This is a genomic window from Glutamicibacter sp. NPDC087673 (genome assembly GCF_044743255.1).
Lineage (GTDB): Bacteria > Actinomycetota > Actinomycetes > Actinomycetales > Micrococcaceae > Glutamicibacter.
Genome location: NZ_JBIUWB010000003.1, coordinates 374,408 through 393,427, shown reverse-complemented (window position 1 = coordinate 393,427; position 19,020 = coordinate 374,408). Strand labels below are relative to the sequence as shown.

Annotated in this window: 17 protein-coding genes; 11 read left to right on the top strand and 6 right to left on the bottom strand. The window is 61.3% G+C overall.

Annotation, left to right across the window (positions count from 1 at the left end):
* Positions 1 to 68: 68 nt before the first annotated feature.
* On the bottom strand, positions 69 to 836 hold the full coding sequence (locus ACIOTL_RS09380) for a GNAT family N-acetyltransferase (RefSeq protein ID WP_105661377.1): 768 nt from the start codon (positions 834 to 836) through the stop codon (positions 69 to 71).
* The gene (locus tag ACIOTL_RS09375) at positions 836 to 2,848 is read right to left on the bottom strand and encodes a M3 family metallopeptidase (RefSeq protein ID WP_400342403.1); all 2,013 of its coding nucleotides are present in this window, start codon (positions 2,846 to 2,848) and stop codon (positions 836 to 838) included. Before ACIOTL_RS09375 ends, ACIOTL_RS09380 begins: the two co-directional genes overlap by 1 nt.
* 76 nt (positions 2,849 to 2,924) lie before the next feature.
* On the opposite strand from ACIOTL_RS09375, the gene ACIOTL_RS09370 reads away from it, so the two are divergent.
* Positions 2,925 to 4,142 carry a CapA family protein gene (locus ACIOTL_RS09370; RefSeq protein WP_400342402.1) on the top strand — a complete coding sequence of 406 codons (1,218 nt, stop codon included), beginning with the start codon at positions 2,925 to 2,927 and terminating at the stop codon, positions 4,140 to 4,142.
* A 1-nt stretch (position 4,143) separates the two neighbouring features.
* Here the strand turns inward: ACIOTL_RS09370 and ACIOTL_RS09365 are convergent, their stop codons facing one another.
* Both ACIOTL_RS09365 and ACIOTL_RS09360 read right to left on the bottom strand, forming a co-directional pair.
* A complete protein-coding gene (locus ACIOTL_RS09365; RefSeq protein ID WP_332595181.1) occupies positions 4,144 to 4,779 on the bottom strand; it encodes a DUF6226 family protein in 636 nt (211 codons plus the stop codon).
* A 43-nt stretch (positions 4,780 to 4,822) separates the two neighbouring features.
* Positions 4,823 to 5,656: an aldo/keto reductase gene (locus ACIOTL_RS09360; RefSeq protein WP_105658273.1), complete on the bottom strand. Its 834-nt coding sequence runs from the start codon at positions 5,654 to 5,656 to the stop codon at positions 4,823 to 4,825.
* A gap of 159 nt (positions 5,657 to 5,815) precedes the next feature.
* Here ACIOTL_RS09360 and pdxT point away from each other — a divergent pair, with 159 nt between their 5' ends.
* The 9 genes from pdxT (at position 5,816) to ACIOTL_RS09315 (ending at position 15,444) form a co-directional block, all read left to right on the top strand.
* Positions 5,816 to 6,427 (top strand): pyridoxal 5'-phosphate synthase glutaminase subunit PdxT, encoded by a 612-nt coding sequence (gene pdxT / locus ACIOTL_RS09355; RefSeq protein ID WP_105661372.1) that lies wholly within the window; start codon positions 5,816 to 5,818, stop codon positions 6,425 to 6,427.
* 3 nt (positions 6,428 to 6,430) lie between these two features.
* Entirely contained in the window at positions 6,431 to 7,189 is a 759-nt protein-coding gene (locus ACIOTL_RS09350) for a YebC/PmpR family DNA-binding transcriptional regulator (RefSeq protein WP_105658275.1), read from the top strand.
* Between the two features lie 3 nt (positions 7,190 to 7,192).
* The gene (ruvC, locus tag ACIOTL_RS09345) at positions 7,193 to 7,792 is read left to right on the top strand and encodes a crossover junction endodeoxyribonuclease RuvC (protein WP_105658276.1); all 600 of its coding nucleotides are present in this window, start codon (positions 7,193 to 7,195) and stop codon (positions 7,790 to 7,792) included.
* Between the two features lie 108 nt (positions 7,793 to 7,900).
* A complete protein-coding gene (ruvA, locus tag ACIOTL_RS09340; RefSeq protein ID WP_105658277.1) occupies positions 7,901 to 8,518 on the top strand; it encodes a Holliday junction branch migration protein RuvA in 618 nt (205 codons plus the stop codon).
* A gap of 26 nt (positions 8,519 to 8,544) precedes the next feature.
* On the top strand, positions 8,545 to 9,594 hold the full coding sequence (gene ruvB / locus ACIOTL_RS09335) for a Holliday junction branch migration DNA helicase RuvB (protein ID WP_105658278.1): 1,050 nt from the start codon (positions 8,545 to 8,547) through the stop codon (positions 9,592 to 9,594).
* A 187-nt stretch (positions 9,595 to 9,781) separates the two neighbouring features.
* Positions 9,782 to 10,192, top strand: a complete 411-nt coding sequence (gene yajC / locus ACIOTL_RS09330; RefSeq protein ID WP_105658279.1) for a preprotein translocase subunit YajC — start codon at positions 9,782 to 9,784, stop codon at positions 10,190 to 10,192.
* Between the two features lie 60 nt (positions 10,193 to 10,252).
* Positions 10,253 to 11,977, top strand: a complete 1,725-nt coding sequence (gene secD / locus ACIOTL_RS09325; protein ID WP_388022113.1) for a protein translocase subunit SecD — start codon at positions 10,253 to 10,255, stop codon at positions 11,975 to 11,977.
* Entirely contained in the window at positions 11,970 to 12,938 is a 969-nt protein-coding gene (secF, locus tag ACIOTL_RS09320) for a protein translocase subunit SecF (RefSeq protein ID WP_388022111.1), read from the top strand. Before secD ends, secF begins: the two co-directional genes overlap by 8 nt.
* Before the next feature lie 238 nt (positions 12,939 to 13,176).
* The gene (locus tag ACIOTL_RS09315; RefSeq protein WP_332728108.1) at positions 13,177 to 15,444 is read left to right on the top strand and encodes a bifunctional (p)ppGpp synthetase/guanosine-3',5'-bis(diphosphate) 3'-pyrophosphohydrolase; all 2,268 of its coding nucleotides are present in this window, start codon (positions 13,177 to 13,179) and stop codon (positions 15,442 to 15,444) included.
* A 26-nt stretch (positions 15,445 to 15,470) separates the two neighbouring features.
* Here ACIOTL_RS09315 and ACIOTL_RS09310 read toward each other — a convergent pair whose 3' ends face one another.
* A complete protein-coding gene (locus tag ACIOTL_RS09310; RefSeq protein ID WP_388022109.1) occupies positions 15,471 to 16,094 on the bottom strand; it encodes a hypothetical protein in 624 nt (207 codons plus the stop codon).
* Between the two features lie 60 nt (positions 16,095 to 16,154).
* Positions 16,155 to 17,513, bottom strand: coding sequence for a DUF349 domain-containing protein (locus tag ACIOTL_RS09305; RefSeq protein ID WP_133833327.1), 1,359 nt, complete (start codon positions 17,511 to 17,513; stop codon positions 16,155 to 16,157).
* Positions 17,514 to 17,656: 143 nt separating this feature from the next.
* On the opposite strand from ACIOTL_RS09305, the gene hisS reads away from it, so the two are divergent.
* Positions 17,657 to 18,979, top strand: a complete 1,323-nt coding sequence (hisS, locus tag ACIOTL_RS09300) for a histidine--tRNA ligase (RefSeq protein WP_133833328.1) — start codon at positions 17,657 to 17,659, stop codon at positions 18,977 to 18,979.
* Positions 18,980 to 19,020 lie beyond the last annotated feature (41 nt).

Genomic DNA, 19,020 nt, shown 5'->3' with positions numbered 1-19,020 from the left:
TTCGAGAAAGCCCAGCCGGTCACGGAACGTCCCGTGACCGGCTGAGCTTTCTCGTTATCAGTGGCTGGCTACTGGTTCCAGGAGCGCAGAACCATATGGCGTCCTCGTCCCAGCAGCTTCAGGCCGTTCGCACTGAAGAAATCGGCACTAGACGGAGTCGCCGCTGCCAATAGCTCCTGAGGTACCTCATCGTCTGGCGGCGACAGCGGATTGATCATTGATCGCGACAGGCCATGAAGCAAGGCAGTGCCAACGCCATGGCGGCGATGTTCCTTGCCTACGGCCAAGGAATGCACCATGAGCTGGCCGTTCAGGCCCTGCTGGGCAAAGCCCCGGCCCACGATCTCTCCCTCGTCGGTACGAGCCAAGGCATGCTCGACGCGGCGCAATGCCGGATGCCCGCTGGAGAGCTGGGTGCTGGTCTCGCGCCAAAGGTTCGTCACGTTCAGCTCGGCCGCATCAGCTCCCGTGGCCTCAGGCACGTTATTGCCCAAACGGATCTTGCCGGTCCAACGATCCATTGGAATGGCCAATGGGCCAGCATGCCAGGAAACCTGGGCATTATCGGAGAAACCGGTCGCCCTCAGCTCATCTGCGTGGGCGCCTGAGTTAACCCAAGCTTCCACGCGCCGGGCGCCGAGCCGATGGCCTTCGGCTAGCGCCGGACGCAGGCCCGCCTGTTCTGGCTGTTCGGGGAACAGCAGGATCAGCCGCTTGCGTACTGGCTGCCATGCCCATGAGCATCCGTGGGTGGTAAAGATCTTGCCGCCGGTGGCGACTGCAAGTGCCTGATGCCAGTGGCTTAGTGCTTCCTGTGCGGAGGCAATAGTGGTCATTATTCTGCGTTCACCAATCCTCGACGGCGCAACAACGGTTCAACCAATGCGGTGCGGCCGCGGAATAATTCGTAGGACTCAAGGGGATCGCGCGTATTGCCGCGCGAAAGCAGTTCCTCACGGAACCGATTACCATTTTCGCGCATTAAGCCCCCATTTTCCTCGAACCACTGCACAGTGTCGGCATCGAGCACCTCACTCCAGATGTAGGAGTAGTAGCCAGCGGAGTATCCATTGGCGAAAATGTGCTGGAAATAACCGGTGCGGTAGCGAGGCGGAATCATTGCGGAGTCGAAGCCGGCGCCCTGAAGCACGTCCTGTTCGAACTGCAGCGGATCCTCGATAACAGTCCCGGCGCTGATGGTGTGCCAGGCCCAGTCAAGGACACTGGCGGCAAGGTACTCAGTGGTTGCAAAACCCTGGCCCCATAGCGAAGCCGCGCGGATCTTCTCGATCAGCGCATCGTCCAAGACTTCGCCGCTCTGGTGGTGGATAGCATAACCGGATACGACATCCTCGTGGAGCATCCACATCTCGTTGACCTGCGATGGGAACTCCACGAAATCGCGGGGGACCGAGGTGCCAGAAAGCGAAGCGTACTTTCCGCTGGAGAACATCCCGTGCAGCGCATGGCCGAACTCGTGGAACAGCGTATTTGCCTCATCCATGGACAGCAGAACCGGATCACCCGGCGCAGGCGGGGCGATGTTCAAGGTGTTGGTGACGATTGGCCGCTCGTCCAGGAACGAAGCGGCATCGCGCAGGCTGGTCATCCATGCACCGCCCTTCTTGGTATTCCTGGTCAGGTAGTCGCCGGTGTAGAGCGCCAGCGGCTTGCCATCGGCGTCGAAAACTTCGAAGACGCGAACATCCTGGTGGTAGGTGGGAAGGTCGAACCGCTCGCTGAAGGTAATGCCAAACAGCTTGGTAGCGGTCGCGAAGACCCCATCGACCAGGACCCGGTCTAATTCGAAGTAGTTGCGAAGTGCCTCGGAATCCACCGAGTACTCCTCACGCAAGACCTGGTTGGAGAAGTATTTCCAATCCCACGCGTTGATTTCGGCACCGGCGATCTTGCCCAGCACCTGGGCTTCCTGGCGGGCATTTGCGGTGGCGGCCTTGGTTAGCTCGGCCAGCCGTTCTTCCACCGCAGCGGTGGAAGGTGCAGTGGCCTGGGCGAGCACGGTTTCTGCATGGTTGGCGAATCCGAGCAGAGCGGCGCGTTCAGCGCGAAGCTGTGCCATTTCGGCGGCCACATGGATGGTCGCGTTTTCCTCGGTGCCACGGCTGATCGAGGCATTGAACACCTTGCGGCGGGACTGGCTTGACGCGAGCGACTCCAGGACCGGTTGCTGGGTAGGCGAAACCAGCGTCAGCAAGTATCCCGATGCGTGGCCTGCTTGCTTGGCGGCTTGCGCAGCGGACTCGATCGCTTGGCTGGAAAGACCTGCGAGTTCCTCAGCATCGTCGAAGTGCACAGCGTGGGCATTCTGATTTTCCAGGACGAGGTCAGCGAACTGCGTGGAAAGCTCAGCGAGTTTGGCGTTCAGTGCCTTCAACTGGTCCTTTTCGGCGTCGCCCAAGCCTGCGCCGGCCAACTGGAAATTCTTCAGCGTTTGCTCGGCTAGACGGGCATCTTCACCCTGGAGACCCTCATAATTCAAAGCTTGTAGACGCAAGTACAAGGTTTGGTTTAGGTAAATCTCATCTTCTTGCCTAGTCCAGATCGAAGAAATATCCGACTGAATCGCCCGCAGATCTTCGGTGCCGTGGGCGGAAATCACCGAGAAATACGTCATGAGCGCACGGCGCAGGGTCTGCCCGCTGGCTTCCAGCGCCAAGAAAGTGTTCTCAAAAGTGGGAGCCTGGGCATCGTCGATGATGCGCTGCAGCTCCTCACGCTGTTCGGCTGCGCCGAGCCGGACTGCCTCCAGGTAATGCTCAGCGGTGAGCTGGTCGAAGGCTGGCCATTGGTAGGGCCTGGTACTGGGAGTCAGAAGCGGGTTTTGCATAGGCCTAGGTTTTCATGGAAAACGTGATTTAGCTTGCATTTACACCCCAGATGCCCAGCTGAGCTAGGCTCGATGCATGCCCCAACGTGCACTGCCTGCATTTCTTCCGCTGAGCTCAACGCTGCTGGCCGCATTGCTGATTGGCGGTTGCTCTGCAGTCCCAAGCGATCACGCAGAACCAGCAACCCCGCAGCCTTCCGTCCAGGCCAGCGATCCTGCCTCGCCGGAACCGGCTCCGAGTTCAGCCATAGCGGATGCCTCGGCCGCACCTTCGGCGCCCGAAGAGCTATCGCTGATGGTTACCGGCGATGTACTGCTGCATCCGCAGCTATTGGATGAAGCGAAGCAAGCGGCTGGAGCGGAAACGGGCAACGGCGGCGACTACGATTTCAGCCCCTTGCTTGCGGGCCTGGCACCCTATGTCCAGGACGCAGATGTGGCGCTATGCAATCTGGAAACACCGATTGGTGTCCCTCCGTATTCGGGGTATCCGCGGTTCACGGTCCCAGATCGAATCCTGGCCGACCTCGGCGCTATTGGCTACGACGGATGCACCACTGCCACCAATCACACGGTAGATGCCGGGACGGCCGGAGTAGAGCGAACGCTGGACGCTCTGGAAGCGAATGGGCTTTTCGCGACCGGCTCCTACCGCAGTGAAAAAGAATCCGAGAAGCCATCGATCCTGGACATGGAAGGCGTGAAGCTCGGTGTAGTAACCAGCACCTATTCGCTCAATGGCTTGCCGGAAGAAGCTGACTGGCAAGTCGATACCGGGGTGGATGCGCAGCAACTGATCGCCAGGGGCAAGGCAACGCGCAAGGCGGGAGCGGACATCGTCGTGGCTGCCGTGCACGATGGGGCTGAATACAGCACCGAACCGACAGCGTCCCAGAAAAGGCTCGGTCGAGCCTTGGCAGAGTCCGGTGTCTTCGATTTCATCTACATGCACCACACCCACTCGGTATTGCCCATTGAGAAGCACGACGGAACCTGGATCGTCTACGGTTTGGGCAATTCCGTGGCAAAACACGCCACACCAACCATTCTCAACCGCGAAGGCATCAGCGTAAAGGCAACGTTTACCCAGGGAGCGCCCGGCGAATGGGATGTCAGCGAATTGCGGTGGGTACCGCACCAGCTCTCAAATGAACCTGTGGCCTGGTGCCAAGTCTTCGATGCTGCTGGATGCATACGGGAAGATGAAGCAAAAGCCTCCTTGAAGCGCAGCGAGGCCACAGTGAATGCCTATGGCGCATTCGACGACGGACTTCGAGAGTGGACGCTGGACTGACCTAGCGCAATGGCCAAGGTGCCCACACGCGGCTTGAGGGAAGAATTGCGCGTGCTCTGGCTAGCCGTGCCGGCGATATGTCTTCAAGGCCGCGGGACTGCTCGCCGAATCCTGTCCGGTCAACGTCGAAACAGTGCACGAGGCGGTCCATGCCTCGATCCAGGAACTCGCCGAATCCTCCGGACGCGGCGGCACTCACCTGGATCTCGAGTTCCTCAAGGATTTCTGGGACAACTTCGTCGCATCCATCGCAGCCGCACGGCGGAAATGTCGCGCGGTACAACGCGCCGAGCTCCAGGTGCACCGCGGGAAACGTGGTGAAGACCATGCCCAGTGGCGCGCAGCGCGAATCCATCGGAAATACGCGAACAGAGCGCACCACATGGCCCGGTTGAATCCGCATTTGCCTGGCCAGCCCGGGATCTTCGAAGCAACGCACCTCGAACTGCTCGCGCAGGCAATCCAGCAACGCCTGGGCTACCTGCGGCACCGGGGCAAAGCGTTGCACATGGGAGGTCAGCGAATAGCTCTCCGCTGGAGGCTGCTCATCCCAGCGCTGGCCATAGGGGATCAGCGCACCGTGCTCGTCGAAGTAATCCGCCACTTCGATATCTGGGCGCTGGTAGCCGTGAAGCATGTTTGGGTTCTCCGTTTCTGCCGCATGCAGGTATTGCGGGAATTCAGTGCCCGAACTCATCCGAATCGGTGAAGGGGCCAGCACCGGTATCCATGGCATTGATGGCGGCCATTTCCGCCTGGGTGAGCTGGAAGTCGAAAATGTCCAGGTTCTCGCTCTGCCGCCGCTGGTCTGCCGATTTCGGTGCCGCTGCCCGCCCGGACTGGACATGCCAGCGCAAGGTCACCTGCGCGCTGCTCTTCCCATGCGCTTGGGCGATCCGGACCAGGGCAGGATGTGAAAGGAGTCCAGATTTCTTGCGTCCCAGCGGGGAATAGGATTCGGTCCGAACGCCATGCTCGGTGTTGAAACCTTGCCAATCGACGCTTTGCCGTTCAGGATCAACCTGGATCTGGTTCAGCGCCGGCACGAGCCCCGAATCCAGGACGTTCTGCAGCTGGTAGGGCTTGAAGTTCGAGACTCCCGCAGCCCGGATCTTGCCCTCGTCTACTAGTTTGCCCAGCTCAGTGAAGGCTTCGACATAGGTGTTCTGCTGGGGGTTGGGCCAGTGGATCAAGAACAGATCCACATACTCAAGACCCAAGCGGTCCAGGGAGTTCTCCAACGCCTGGCGCACGCCTTGGGTCGAATGCCATTGCTTGTTGAATTTGGTGGTTACGAAAATTTCATCGCGATGAAGCCGGCTCTGTGCCAGGGCCTTGCCCACGGCGTCCTCATTCTCGTAGTTCTCCGCTGTATCAATGCGGCGGTAGCCCACGTCGAGGGCGGACAGCACCGCTGCGGCCGCCTCGTGTCCACGCATGGGCCACGTGCCCAAACCGATCGAGGGCATGCTCACGCCGCCGGCAAGTTCGAGGGAAGAAATATCAGCAATCATGTCCTTGAACCTACCAAGTTCCACCACTTGCCGGGAGGCGGCGTCGAAGAATCCGCGACACACCGGGAAACAAAACAGGACCACGGCGTCTCTGGGTTTAACGTTATTTCGGCGCATTTTTCGTGCTGCCAACCACTGAACACCATGAAGGTTAGAACCATGCCGAAAATAGGCGTCCTCGCTCTGCAAGGGGATTTCCGCGAACATCTGGCCTCTTTGGAACGGCTCGGGCAGCGCACGCACATGGTGCGCACCGTCGTCGATTTGGAGCAGGTTGACGCGCTGGTGATTCCCGGCGGCGAGTCCTCGGTGATTGACCGGCTGTCCCGCAACTACGGGCTAGCTGGTCCCATCAAGGAGCGCATCGCAGCAGGCATGCCAGCCTACGGCTCCTGCGCCGGAATGATCATGCTGGCCGATCGCATCGAGAACCCTGCAATCTCGCGAGATGGCGCGGTACAGCAAAGCTTCGGCGGCATCGACATGACGGTCAAGCGCAACGCGTTCGGGCGCCAGATCGACTCATTCGAGCACCAGCTGGACTTCAACGGGCAAAATCTCGAAGCGGTGTTCATCCGCGCACCGGAAGCCGTGCAAATTGGCCCGGACGTGCAAGTGATCAGCACCGTTCAAGCGGGGACGGATCACGAACAGGGTAGAATTGTTGCAGTACGCCAGGGAAAATTGTTGGCAACCAGCTTTCACCCGGAAGTCACCGGCAGCACCGCTATCCACCAATTTTTCATCAATCTCACGCGAGGAGACGCTTAAAGCATGTCAGGCCACTCCAAATGGGCAACTACCAAGCACAAGAAGGCCGCGATCGACGCCAAGCGCGCCAAGGCCTTCGCAAAATTCATCAAGGGCATTGAAGTTGCCGCCCGTGCCGGCGGCGCCGACATGGCCGGCAACCCGGCACTGGAACTTGCTGTCAGCAAGGCCAAGAAGAACTCCGTGCCGATCAACAACATCGACCGCGCCGTCAAGCGCGGCGCTGGCCTGACCGGCGAGGTCGTCGACTACACCGAGATCATCTATGAAGCACGCGGCCCGCAGGGCTCGGCCCTGCTGATCGAGTGCCTGACCGACAACAAGAACCGTGCAGCCTCCGAGGTGCGCGTGGGCATCACCCGCAACGGCGGCACCATCGCCGACCCGGGTTCGGTCGCCTACCTGTTCAACCGCCAGGGCGTTGTCCGCCTGCCCAAGGGCGAGCTGACCGAAGACGACCTGCTGATGGTCGTGCTGGACGCCGGTGCCGACGAGATCATGGACGAGGACGAGAACTTCGCCATCGTCTGCGACCCTTCGGACCTGCGCGCTGTGGCCGCTGCGCTGGATGAAGCGGACATCGCCTACGAGTCCGACGAAATGGAATTCATTCCATCGATGAAGGTCGACCTGGACGTTGAAGGAGCTCGCAAGTTCCTCAAGCTCTACGACGCGCTGGAAGAACTGGATGATGTCCAGGGCATCTACACCAACGCTGATCTGTCCGACGAGGTTCGCGCCGCGCTGGACGAAGAGCAGTAAGGCTTGGCCTTACGTGTTGTTGGCGTCGATCCCGGCCTGACCCGTTGCGGTCTTGCCGTGGTCGACGTCGCTGCAAACAGGCAAGTTTCGCTGGTGGACGTCACCGTCGCCGGCACCCCTCCGGGCACTCCGCTCGATGCCCGGCTCTTGAAGATCGCCAACGCCATCGACGAATGGCTGGATCTGCATCAGCCCGATGTGCTCGCCTTGGAACGCGTGTTCGCATCGGCGAACGTCTCCACGGTCATCGGCACCGCGCAGGTCACCGGCGTTGTCATCACCGCGGCAGCGCGACGCGGAATACCCGTGGCCCTGCACACGCCGACCGAGGTCAAGGCGGCGGTTACCGGTTCGGGACAGGCCACCAAGGCGGCGATCGGCAAGATGGTTGCCAAGATCTGCCGGCTCGATGAACCGCCTAAGCCTGCCGACGCCGCTGATGCGGTGGCCTTGGCGATTACCCACGGCTGGCGCGGTGCGGCCACCGGCTCGAATGCCTCGGCCTCCGCGGCTAATGCCGGTGGTTCGTCGCAGCTGACCGGTGCGCAGCAGGCGTGGATTGCCGCCGAGGCGTCGGCCAAGCGCCGTGCAGTGCGCCGCTAGCCGGCCAGCACGGCAGCGGCCCCGACCCACCGGGGAACGCGGCGGATCGATATTCGTAGGTATCTTCGATAAACTGGGTTCGATCGAACATATATCCCAAGGAGTGGCATGATCAGCTCATTGACCGGCACCGTGCAGGCGGTAGCCCTGAATACCGCGGTAATTGACGTTAACGGCTTCGGGATGCTGGTCAATGCCACCCCCGGGACGCTGTCCACCCTGCAGGCAGGACGCGAGGCAACGGTATTCACCTCCATGGTGGTCCGCGAGGATTCGATGACCCTCTTCGGCTTCGCCACCGCTGAGGAACGCGATGTCTTCGAGGTCCTGGTTTCCGTATCGGGCATCGGGCCACGCACCGGCTTGGCCATCTTGGCGGTGCACTCTCCGGAGGAAGTCCGCATCGCGGCGAACACCAAGGACACCGCCGCTTTCACCAAGGTATCGGGCATTGGCCCCAAGGGCGCGAGCCGCATCGTGCTGGAACTGAACGGCAAGCTGATCCCGACCGGCGCGCCAGCGGCCCCGGTTTCCGGCGGCGGCAACGCGAGCGTCTGGGAACCGCAGGTGATCGAGGCGCTGACCGGCCTGGGCTGGAGCGAAAAGGATGCAACCAGCACCCTGAAATCGCTGTCCAAGGCTGATCCAGATGTCGTTGCCACCGGCAACGTCGCAGAAATCTTGCGTGCTGCACTGCGCAGCATGTCCAGCGGAACCCGCGCCTAAGCGGTCTGCGAGAGGATCAACTGATCATGAATGACTCCACCGGGCTCACGAATGCCGGCAGCGAACCCGAGGAACGGGTAATCGAAGCGGCCCTGCGCCCGCGGAACCTCGACGACTTCGTGGGCCAGTCCCGAGTGCGCCAGCAGCTCTCGCTGGTGCTCGAAGCAGCGAAAATCCGCGAACGCACCGCGGATCACGTTCTGCTCTCTGGCCCGCCGGGCCTGGGCAAGACCACCTTGTCGATGATTATCGCCGCCGAGATGAATGCGCCATTGCGCATTTCCTCCGGCCCAGCGATCCAGCATGCCGGTGACTTGGCCGCGATCCTCTCGTCGTTGACCGAAGGCGAGGTGCTGTTCCTCGATGAAATCCACCGCATGTCCCGGCCGGCCGAGGAAATGCTCTACATGGCCATGGAAGACTTCCGCGTAGATATCATCGTCGGAAAGGGCGCCGGCGCCACGGCCATTCCGCTGGAGCTTCCGCCCTTCACTCTCGTTGGCGCAACCACGCGCGCCGGACTATTGCCCGGCCCGTTGCGTGACCGCTTCGGCTTCACTGGCCATCTGGAGTTCTACGCGGTCAAGGAGCTTGAACTGGTTTTGCGCCGTTCGGCCATGATGCTTGATTTGAGCGTCACTTCGGCCGCGTTCACCGAGATCGCCGGACGCTCCCGCGGCACGCCCCGTATCGCCAACCGCCTGCTGCGCCGCGTGCGTGACTGGGCGCTGGTGCATAAGCTCGAAGAGATCGATGCCAAAGCGGCCGCCGCCGCCTTGGACATGTACGAGGTCGATGCACGTGGCCTTGATCGCCTGGACCGGGGTGTGCTCGAAGCCTTGTGCACCAAATTCGGAGGGGGACCGGTGGGGCTATCGACCCTGGCCATCGCCGTGGGTGAAGAAACCGAAACCGTCGAGACTGTCGCAGAGCCATACCTGGTGCGTGAAGGGCTGATGGGCCGGACTCCGCGCGGTCGTATTGCCATGCCCGGAGCCTGGGCGCATTTGGGCTTGGCGATGCCAAAGGATGCGATCTTCGCCAGTGCGCAAAGCTATGAAAACGATGAGGATTAGGCAAGCATTACTTCACTGCCCGCGTAAATGGTCTGCCGGTTCACCGTGACGCATTAGACTAAAGACGCCCGACCTATGCCCGTTTCGGGGCGAGGTGGGGCGTCTTTGCTGTATTACGCCAGAAATAGCCGCAACAGCATCCCAGAACTTCAGATCAAATCGCAACAATTCGTTAGCAGGTAAATACGTGAATCCCCTCGTAATCGCTCAGGCCGCTGGTGGCGGCTTCAACCCTTCGCTGATCCTGATGGTCGCGCTGTTCGCAGTGCTGATCTTCATGATGTTCCGTGGCCGCAAGAAGCAGTCCGCCCAGCAGGAGAAGCTGAAGAACAACACCGTGCCAGGCGCCAAGGTGATGACCAACTCGGGTATCTTCGGCACCGTCGTCGGCGTTGACGCAGAGGATCGTGTCCAGGTCGAGGTCGCACCGGGCGTAGTGCTGAACCTGCACCGCCAGGCCATTGCCACCTTCCTGGACAAGGATGCAGCAACCCCGGCCGTGGCCGACGGCGCAGCAGAATCCGCCAGCACCACCGAAACCCCGGAAGAGTCCCTGCGTCGCCTGAACGATGAGGGCAAGGACGAGCGCAACGCCTAAGTCCCGGGCAGCATAGCGGTGGCCTGAAGGCCAAGCCACTCAAACGAGAAAGCACATTAGATGTCATCAATCAGACCTGTTAAGCAGGCGCGCAAGGCGTTGCTGTGGTTGCTGATCGTCTTCATCATCGCAGCCGGCGTGTTGGTGGGTGGTGCAGCGAACGGTAAAACCGGATGGGGACCGAAGCTGGCCCTCGACCTCGAAGGCGGCACCGAGATGATCCTGGCCCCTCGGGTCCAGGGCGACGAAGCGATCAACCAAGAGCAGCTGGACCAAGCGGTGGAGATCATCCGCCAGCGTGTGGACGGTTCCGGTGTAACCGAATCGGAAATCACCACCCAGTCCGGTCGCAACGTTGTGGTCTCGATGCCGGGCACCCCGGACCAGACCACTCGCGATTTGATCCAGGCTTCGGCCAACATGGAGTTCCGCCCGGTGCTGATCACCGGCGGCTACGCAGCCACCCCTGAGGAAGATCGCACTCCCAAGGAAGACCTGCCAAAGCCTGAGGGCAAGCCAGAGAACCCATCGGACACCAACTGGATCACCGCAGAGCTCTTCCAGGAGTTTGAAGGCTACGACTGCGAAACCGAGCTCAAGGACCGCGGCGGGGACGCTGCGGACCCAGCCAAGCCAATGATCTCCTGCGATACGGACATGGGCGTCAAGTACATCCTTGGCCCACAGGAAATCTCCGGCGACAAGATCAAGGACGCATACGCGCAGCTCGCTCGCGGCGTCAATGGTTCGGTCACCGGCGAATGGGTTGTCGTGATCGAGTTCAATGCCGAAGGCACCAAGATCTTCGCCGACACCACGCAGCGTCTGATTGCCCTGCAGGGTTCGCAGAACCAGTTCGCGATCGTGCTTGATGGCGAGACCATCTCGGCGCCAACCACCAATGCGGTGATCTCCGATGGCCGTCCGCAGATTTCCGGCGGGTTCACCCAGGACACCTCGCAGGCGCTGGCGGAGCAGCTGAAGTACGGCGCACTGCCAATCAGCTTCGACATCCAGTCAGAGCGCCAGGTTTCTGCAACGCTGGGTGCTGACCAGCTGACCGCGGGCCTCATTGCCGGTGTTATCGGCCTGGTCCTGGTATTCATCTACTCGCTGTTCCAGTACCGCGCTCTGGGCTTGGTGACCATCGCTTCGCTGCTCGTCGCCGGTGTGCTGACCTACCTCTGCCTGGTCCTGCTTGGCTGGGGCATGAACTACCGCCTGTCGCTGGCGGGCGTGGCTGGCTTGATCGTGGCCATCGGCCTGATTGCGGACTCGTTCATCGTGTACTTCGAGCGTGTTCGAGATGAGTTGCGCGAAGGCCGGCCATTGGCAAGCGCCGTGGATATCGGCTGGAAGCGTGCCAAGCGCACCATTCTGGCTTCCAAGGCCGTGAACGTGTTGGCTGCAGTAGTGCTCTACATCGTTGCCGTGGGCAACGTGCGAGGCTTCGCCTTCACCCTGGGCCTGACCGCAATCGTTGACCTCGTGGTCGTGTACGGACTGACCCATCCAACCCTGGTCCTGCTGGCACGCACCAAGTTCTTCGCCAACGGCCACCCGCTCTCGGGCATGGATCCATCGTTGCTTGGCGTCAAGCCGCTGTACCAAGGTGCAGGCAAGGTTCGCCGCTTCGATGAAAACGTTGAGGCAAACCGCGGCAAGAAGAATGCCAAGGCTTCGGTTGAAGCCGCCAAGCGCATGACAATTGCCGAGCGTCGCCGTGCACAGGCCGAGCAGCCTGCCAGCCCGCAGGCCAAGGCCCAGGAGGAGAACAATGAATAAGCTAGTCACTTGGGGCAACGAGCTCTACACCGGCAAGCGTTCCTACCCGTTCACCTCCAAGCACCGCTTGTGGTTCCTGATCGCCGGTATTCTGGTGATCCTGTCAATCCTGGTTCCAGTGGTCAAGGGCGGATTCAACCTGGGTATCGACTTCCGCGGTGGTTCTGAATTCACCGTTTCGGATGTGCAGGAAACCGATATCTCCATTGGTGAAAAGGCTGTTGCCTCGGTGGCTTCGGGCGCTGCGGCAACGGTCACCAACATTGCGCCGGGAACCATGCGCGTGCAGACCGAGCGCTTGAGCGATGACCAGACCTTGGCCATCGCCAGCCAGCTCGCGGAGAACTACGGTGTCTCCAGCGATGAAGTTACCAGTAACTTCATCGGCCCAACCTGGGGCGAAGACGTTTCGCGCCAGGCACTGGTTGGCCTGGTTGCCTTCGTGGTCCTGGTGGGCTTGCTGATGGCTGCCTACTTCCGAACCTGGAAGATGTCACTGGCCGCGATTGCCGGTCTGATCGCCGTGGTCATCGTCACTGCGGGCATCTACTCGCTGTCCGGTTTCGAAATCACGCCCAGCGCGATCATCGGCTTCCTGACCATTCTGAGCTACTCGCTGTATGACACCGTGGTGGTCTTCGACAAGGTCCGCGAAAACACCAAGGACTACACCCAGCAGTCCAAGCGCACCTTCGAACAGCTGGTGAACCTCGCTGTGAACCAGACCCTGGTTCGCTCGATCAACACCTCGGTCGTTGCCGTGCTTCCAGTGGCCGCGATCCTGTTCATCGGTTCCTATTTGCTGGGTGCCGGTACGCTCAAGGACCTGTCCTTGGCGCTGTTCGTCGGTATCATCGTCTCGGCCCTGTCGACCTTGTTCGTCCAGGCGCCCATGTTCCATTGGCTCCGCCACAAGGACGACGACGTGGTAGCGCACAATCAGAAGATGGCTGCTGCCTAAGCCGATCCGAAGATCTGAATTTGGTGCTCCCAGCATTTGCTGGGGGCACCATTTCGCTTAAGCGGGAAGATGCGTAATTAGTTGTCACCGCCCGAACGTGCTATAACGTTTGAACTAAAGAAGGTGTTTTTTCAGTGCACGGCCACCAGTGATCTGGTGGCCCGGAACTACCGTTGGATTCCTTCGGGCTTCACGCAGGCTCGGGAAAGAATCCAGCGGCAACGGGAAGGAGCGGGGCATGGCGAATACGCCTAACCTGAACAATTCGAAACGACGCTCTATCTCTCGTTTGGTGCGCTTTGCCGGCCGGGGGAGCACCCCGAGCACATCGCCGACCCTTGAACCGCTATTGCGTACGGTCAAGTCCAAGCATCCGAAGGCCGATCTGGACCTGCTGGTCCACGCCTATGAGGTCGCCGAAAAGTACCATGAAGGCCAGAAGCGCAAGAGCGGCGACCCGTACATAACGCACCCGGTCGCCGTCGCCACGATCCTGGCGGAGATGGGGATGACCGGCTCGATTCTTGCCGCCGCCTTGCTGCACGACACCGTTGAAGACACCGACTACTCCCTGGAGTCCGTTAAGAAGGAATTCTCCGAGGAAATCGCCATGCTGGTCGATGGCGTGACCAAGCTGGACAAGGTCACCTATGGCGACGCGGCCCCGGCAGAGACCGTGCGCAAAATGGTCGTGGCCATGTCCCGTGACATCCGCGTGCTGCTGATCAAGCTGGCCGACCGCCTGCATAATGCCCGTACCTGGCGCTACGTGTCCCCTGAATCTTCCTCGCGCAAGGCGAAGGAAACCCTGGAGATCTTCGCACCGCTGGCGCACCGACTGGGCATGAACACCGTCAAGTGGGAGCTGGAGGACCTGTCCTTCGCTGCCTTGCACCCCAAGGTGTACCAGGAGATCGTCCGCATGGTGGGCGATCGCACTCCGGAACGTGAAAAGTACCTCTCCGCGATCCGCCAGACCCTTTCGGGTGATCTCGACGATGTAGCCATCCATGCCTCGGTGTCCGGCCGGCCAAAGCACTACTACTCGATCTACCAGAAGATGATCGTGCGCGGCAAGGACTTCGACGATATCCATGACCTCATGGGCGTGCGCATCCTGGTGGATACCGTCAAGGACTGCTACGGCGCCCTGGGCGTCGTGCACGCAGAGTGGAATCCACTGCCTAACCGCTTCAAGGACTACATTGCGATCCCGAAGCTGAACCTCTACCAGTCGCTCCACACCACGGTGATGGGTCCTGAAGGCAAGCCGGTAGAGATCCAGATCCGCACCCACGATATGCACGTACGCGCCGAATACGGTGTAGCCGCGCACTTCCAGTACAAGCATGGGCAGACCGATAACTCCATGCTTTCGCCGGAGCAGAATATGGATTGGCTGCGTTCCTTGATGGAGTGGCAGGCGGATACCGCTGACTCCGAGGAGTTCCTGGACGGCCTTCGCTACACGATCAGCTCCGCTGAAGTCTATGTGTTCACCCCCAAGGGCGACATCATGTCCTTGCCGGTTGGTGCCACACCGGTGGATTTCGCCTACTCGATCCACACCGACGTTGGCCACCGCACCATCGGCTCCCGCGTCAATGGCAAGCTCGTTCCATTGCATACCGAGCTCAAGCAGGGCGATGTGGTGGAGGTCTTCACCTCGAAGGCCGAAGGCGCTGGCCCATCCCAGGATTGGCAGAACTTTGTCCGCTCGCCTCGTGCCAAGGCAAAGATCCGCGGTTACTTCTCCAAGGAACGCCGCGAGGAGGCCATCGAAAAGGGCAAGGAGCTGCTGACCAAGGAACTGCGTCGCAACCAGCTGCCATTGCAGAAATTGATGACTCACGACCTGCTCACGGCGGTAGCCAACGAACTGCACCACACGGACATTTCGGCCCTGTACCAGTCCGTTGGCGACGGCCATACCAGTGCACAGAACGTCATTGAGCATTTAACGGCCCTGATTGGCCCTCCAGAAGCCGAACAGGTCGATGAGGAAGCGGTAGTCCGCCCAATGGCTCCCAGCCCGGCTACGGGCAACGACGCCGGCGTGATCGTCGAGGGCCTGGGGGATGTGCTGGTGAAGCTGGCGCGTTGCTGCACCCCAGTGCCGCCAGATGAAATCCAGGGTTTCGTAACCCGTGGCGCCGGAGTCTCGGTGCACCGCACCGACTGCCTGAATCTGACGCAGCTCGCCGAGCAGCCGGATCGACTGGTCAATGTCACGTGGGCCACCAAGCACCATGGCGTGTTCCTGGTGGAGATCCAGGTCGAAGCATTGGACCGCAAGTCGCTGCTCTCCGACGTCACCCGGATCCTCTCCGAAAGCCACTTGAACATCCTTTCGGCCAGTGTGCAGACAAGCAAGGACCGTGTGGCAATCTCCCGTTTCTCCTTCGAAATGGGCGATCCCAAGTTCCTGAGCCACGTGCTGAACCAAGTACGCCGCATCGATGGCGTCTACGATGTCTACCGCACCACCGCAGGGTCCCGCCGCTAATTGCGCGCTGCACCCCGCGGTCCAGCCTAGGCCGCTTGCGCCGTATCGGAGAAGGACTGGACTAGGCGCAGGGCCCGGGAGCGCTCGGGTGAGGGAACCTCCGATGCCAGGGCTTGTTTGATGGCGTCCAAAGTCAGGTAGGGATCTGCCAGGGCCGCGACTGTGCCCAGCACGCGGCTGGCAATGGGCAAAGGATCGTATTTCGCGCAGTCGCAGGCGCTGCGCAATGCGGTGGTCACCCTGATGCGGCTGCGGAACACCATGTCCGTATCCGGCACCTGGATTTGGGCGAATTCGGCTCTCAGCCCGTGCCCGGGGTAGAACGGCCGATGGTAGCTCTTGGCGTAGATGCACAATGTGAACACTGACGGCAAGAGCCCATGGATCCAGGCTGCAGTTTGGCGAGCTAGCACCGCATCGCGGGCCAGCTCGCGGCCACAGGCGAAACCTGCAATCCGTGCCCGCACCGACGCGTTGACTCGGATGCTGCTGGGCAAAAAATAATCACCGAGGACCTCGAGCAGCAGGCCGTTGTGGGCCATGGCGTGCAGCTCGTTGCGGGTGAACATCTCACCAGCGATCCACAGGTCCCCGGGAATGCGCAACGCGGCGGCGCGAGGTCCGGTAGCTGGGGAATTTCTCGTTTCCATAGAGCTACTGAACCAGTTCGCGCCGCCGCGTTGGCGGTGTGCAAGCGATCTGTGGATTACTTACTGGAAGTCGGCAGCCGACTTCTCCAAGGTGCTCAGCCACATGCGGCGTGCATCCAGGGCTTCCTGGGCTGTCGCGATCTGCTTGGCGTTGCCCTTGGCCTGTGCTGCTGCCAGATCATCTTCCAAGGCGGAGATGGTGTCCTGCAGCTGCGAGAGCATCGAGTTGGAGCGGGCCTTGGTCTCCGGGTTGGAACGGCGCCACTGTTCGTCCTCGGCACCCTTGACCGCGTCCTCGACCTGGCGCAGGGCCGATTCAATGCGCTGCAGGTCGTTGCGCGGCACCTTGCCGGCAGCTTCCCAACGGGTGCGGATCGAATCCAGCTTGTTCTTGGCAACAGCCAGATCCTTGATGGGAAGCAGCGCGCGCGCTTCTTCCAGCAGGGCTTCCTTCACCACGAGGTTCTGGGAGTACTCTTCATCGATCTTGGCGTTGGCCGCGGCGCGGGCCTGGAAGAAGACATCCTGGGCGGCGCGGAAGCGGCTCCAGAGCTGGTCGTCGTCCTTGCGCGAGGCACGGCGCGACTTCTTCCACTCGTCCATGAGCTTGCGGTACTCGGCGGCGGTAGCGGTCCAGTCGGTGGACCCCTGCAGCACCTCGGCGCGAGCGATCAGCTCTTCCTTCACTTCCTTGGCGGCCGCGTTGGTCGAATCCAGCTGCGAGAAGTAGGCCCGGCGATGGCGGTCGAAGGTGGTGCGGGCGGAGCGGAATCGCTTCCACAGCGCGTCTTCCGTGGACCGTGGCAGGCGCACCGAGGACCGCTGCGAACCCTTCCAGGCGTCGAACAGCTCGTTCATCGCCGCCGAAGCGGTCTTCCACTGGATCTGCTCCGGGCGCTTGCCGGCCAGCTCTTCAGCCTGTTCGACGATGGCTTCGCGGGCAGCGAGCTGTTCCGCGCGAGCTTCATCGTTGGCCTTGCGCTGTTCGCTGGTCAATGCCTCGACGGCTACGCGGGCATTCTCGAGGCGCGTTTCAAGCGCCGGGATGTCGCCGACCATATGGCGTTCGGCAACGGTGGCCGAGAGCGCCTGCACAGCCTTGCTGAGCTCGCCGGCCGGGGCCTTGGCAACGACGCGCTGCTCCAGGAGCATCAGCTGCGAGAGCGCGTCGTCGTATTTGCGCACGAAGTAGCCCAGGGCTTCGTCCTGGGTTGCGTCGGGGTATTGGCCCACTGGGAATTCGGCGCCGTCAATGATCACGAAGACGTGGCCGTCCTCGGTCACACGGGCGAACTTTGCCGCTTCGTCGAGGGGAGTGGTATGTGCGACGCTTGGCGCTACAACCGGCTTTGCGGCAGGCTTCTGGGCCTGTGGCAATGGGGTCTTCTGGCTGTCGTCGGATTGCTGACTGGTGGTCACCGCTGAAACTCTTTCACTTTACGAGCACTTGCTTTAGCCAACTCTACCTGTGACCTCCGCTTCTTAGTAAGCCGACGTGCACAGGTTTCTCGGGTTTCGGGCTATAAGATGGGTAGGTAGCCCAATTTGCACTAAGGAGTTTCATGGCACGCAAGGCCTCACTATCAGGTTTCCCGGAATGGCTTCCCGCCGAACGGGCAGTTGAACAGCATGTGCTCGATACCTTGCGCCACGTCTTCGAACTGCATGGATTCGCCAACATCGAGACCCGTGCGGTGGAAACCCGAGCGCAACTTCTGCGCAAGGGCGAAATCGACAAAGAAGTCTACGGACTGTCCCGGCTGGCCGCGGAGGATGAGAAGAACGATCCCAACGCGTTGGCCCTGCACTTCGACCTCACCGTGCCTTTCGCACGCTACGTGGTGGAGAACGCAGGCCACCTGGCCTTCCCCTTCCGCCGCTACCAGATGCAGAAGGTCTGGCGTGGCGAACGCCCGCAGGATGGCCGCTTCCGCGAATTCACCCAGGCCGACATCGATGTCGTGGGCGATGGCACCTTGCCCTTCAGCTACGACGTGGAGCTGGCGCTGACCATTGCCGACGCGCTGTCCGCCCTGCCGATCGGCGATTTCCGCCTGCGGGTGAATAACCGCAAGCTGGCCGAGGGCTTCTACCGCGGCCTGGGCCTGGAAGATCCGGATGCAGTCCTGCGCGCCATCGACAAGCTGGAAAAGATCGGCGATGATGCCGTCGCCAAGATCCTGGTCGAAGAAGTCGGCGCCACCGCGCAGCAGGCCGCCGCCGCCCTGGCCCTGGCCAAGATCCGCACCATGGACACGTCCTTCGTGGAGCAGGTCCGCGCACTGGGCGTCAGCCACGAACTGCTGGATACCGGCTTGGATGAGCTCTCGCAGGTCATCGATGCCGCATCCAAGCGCGCACCGGGCAAGGTCATGGCCGATTTGTCCATCGCCCGCGGGCTGGACTACTACACCGGCACCGTGTACGAAACCGTGCTGGTGGGCCACGAATCCCTGGGTTCGATCTGCTCGGGCGGGCGCTACGAATCGCTGGCTTCCAAGGGCAAGAAGAACTACCCAGGTGTGGGCTTGTCCATCGGCGTCACCCGCCTGGTCTCGCGCATCCTTGCAGAAGAGTCCGTGACCGCAAGCCGTTCGGTGCCTTCGGTGGTATATGTCACCTTGGCCAACGACGAGTCCTGGCACGAAGCGCAGGATGTAGCCTCGCAGCTGCGCGAGCGCGGCATCGCCTGCGAGGTAGCAGCCAGCGCGGAGAAGTTCGGCAAGCAGATCAAATTCGCTGATCGACGCGGGATTCCGTTCGTCTGGTTCACCCATGCCGATGGCGCCCACGAGGTCAAGGACATCCGTTCCGGCGAGCAGGTCGCCGCGGATCCGTCCACCTGGATGCCGGCCGAAGCGGACCTGAAGATCGCCATCAGCTAGTTCTCGGGCAGGATCGCCCGCCCGCGCACCAATCACGGTGC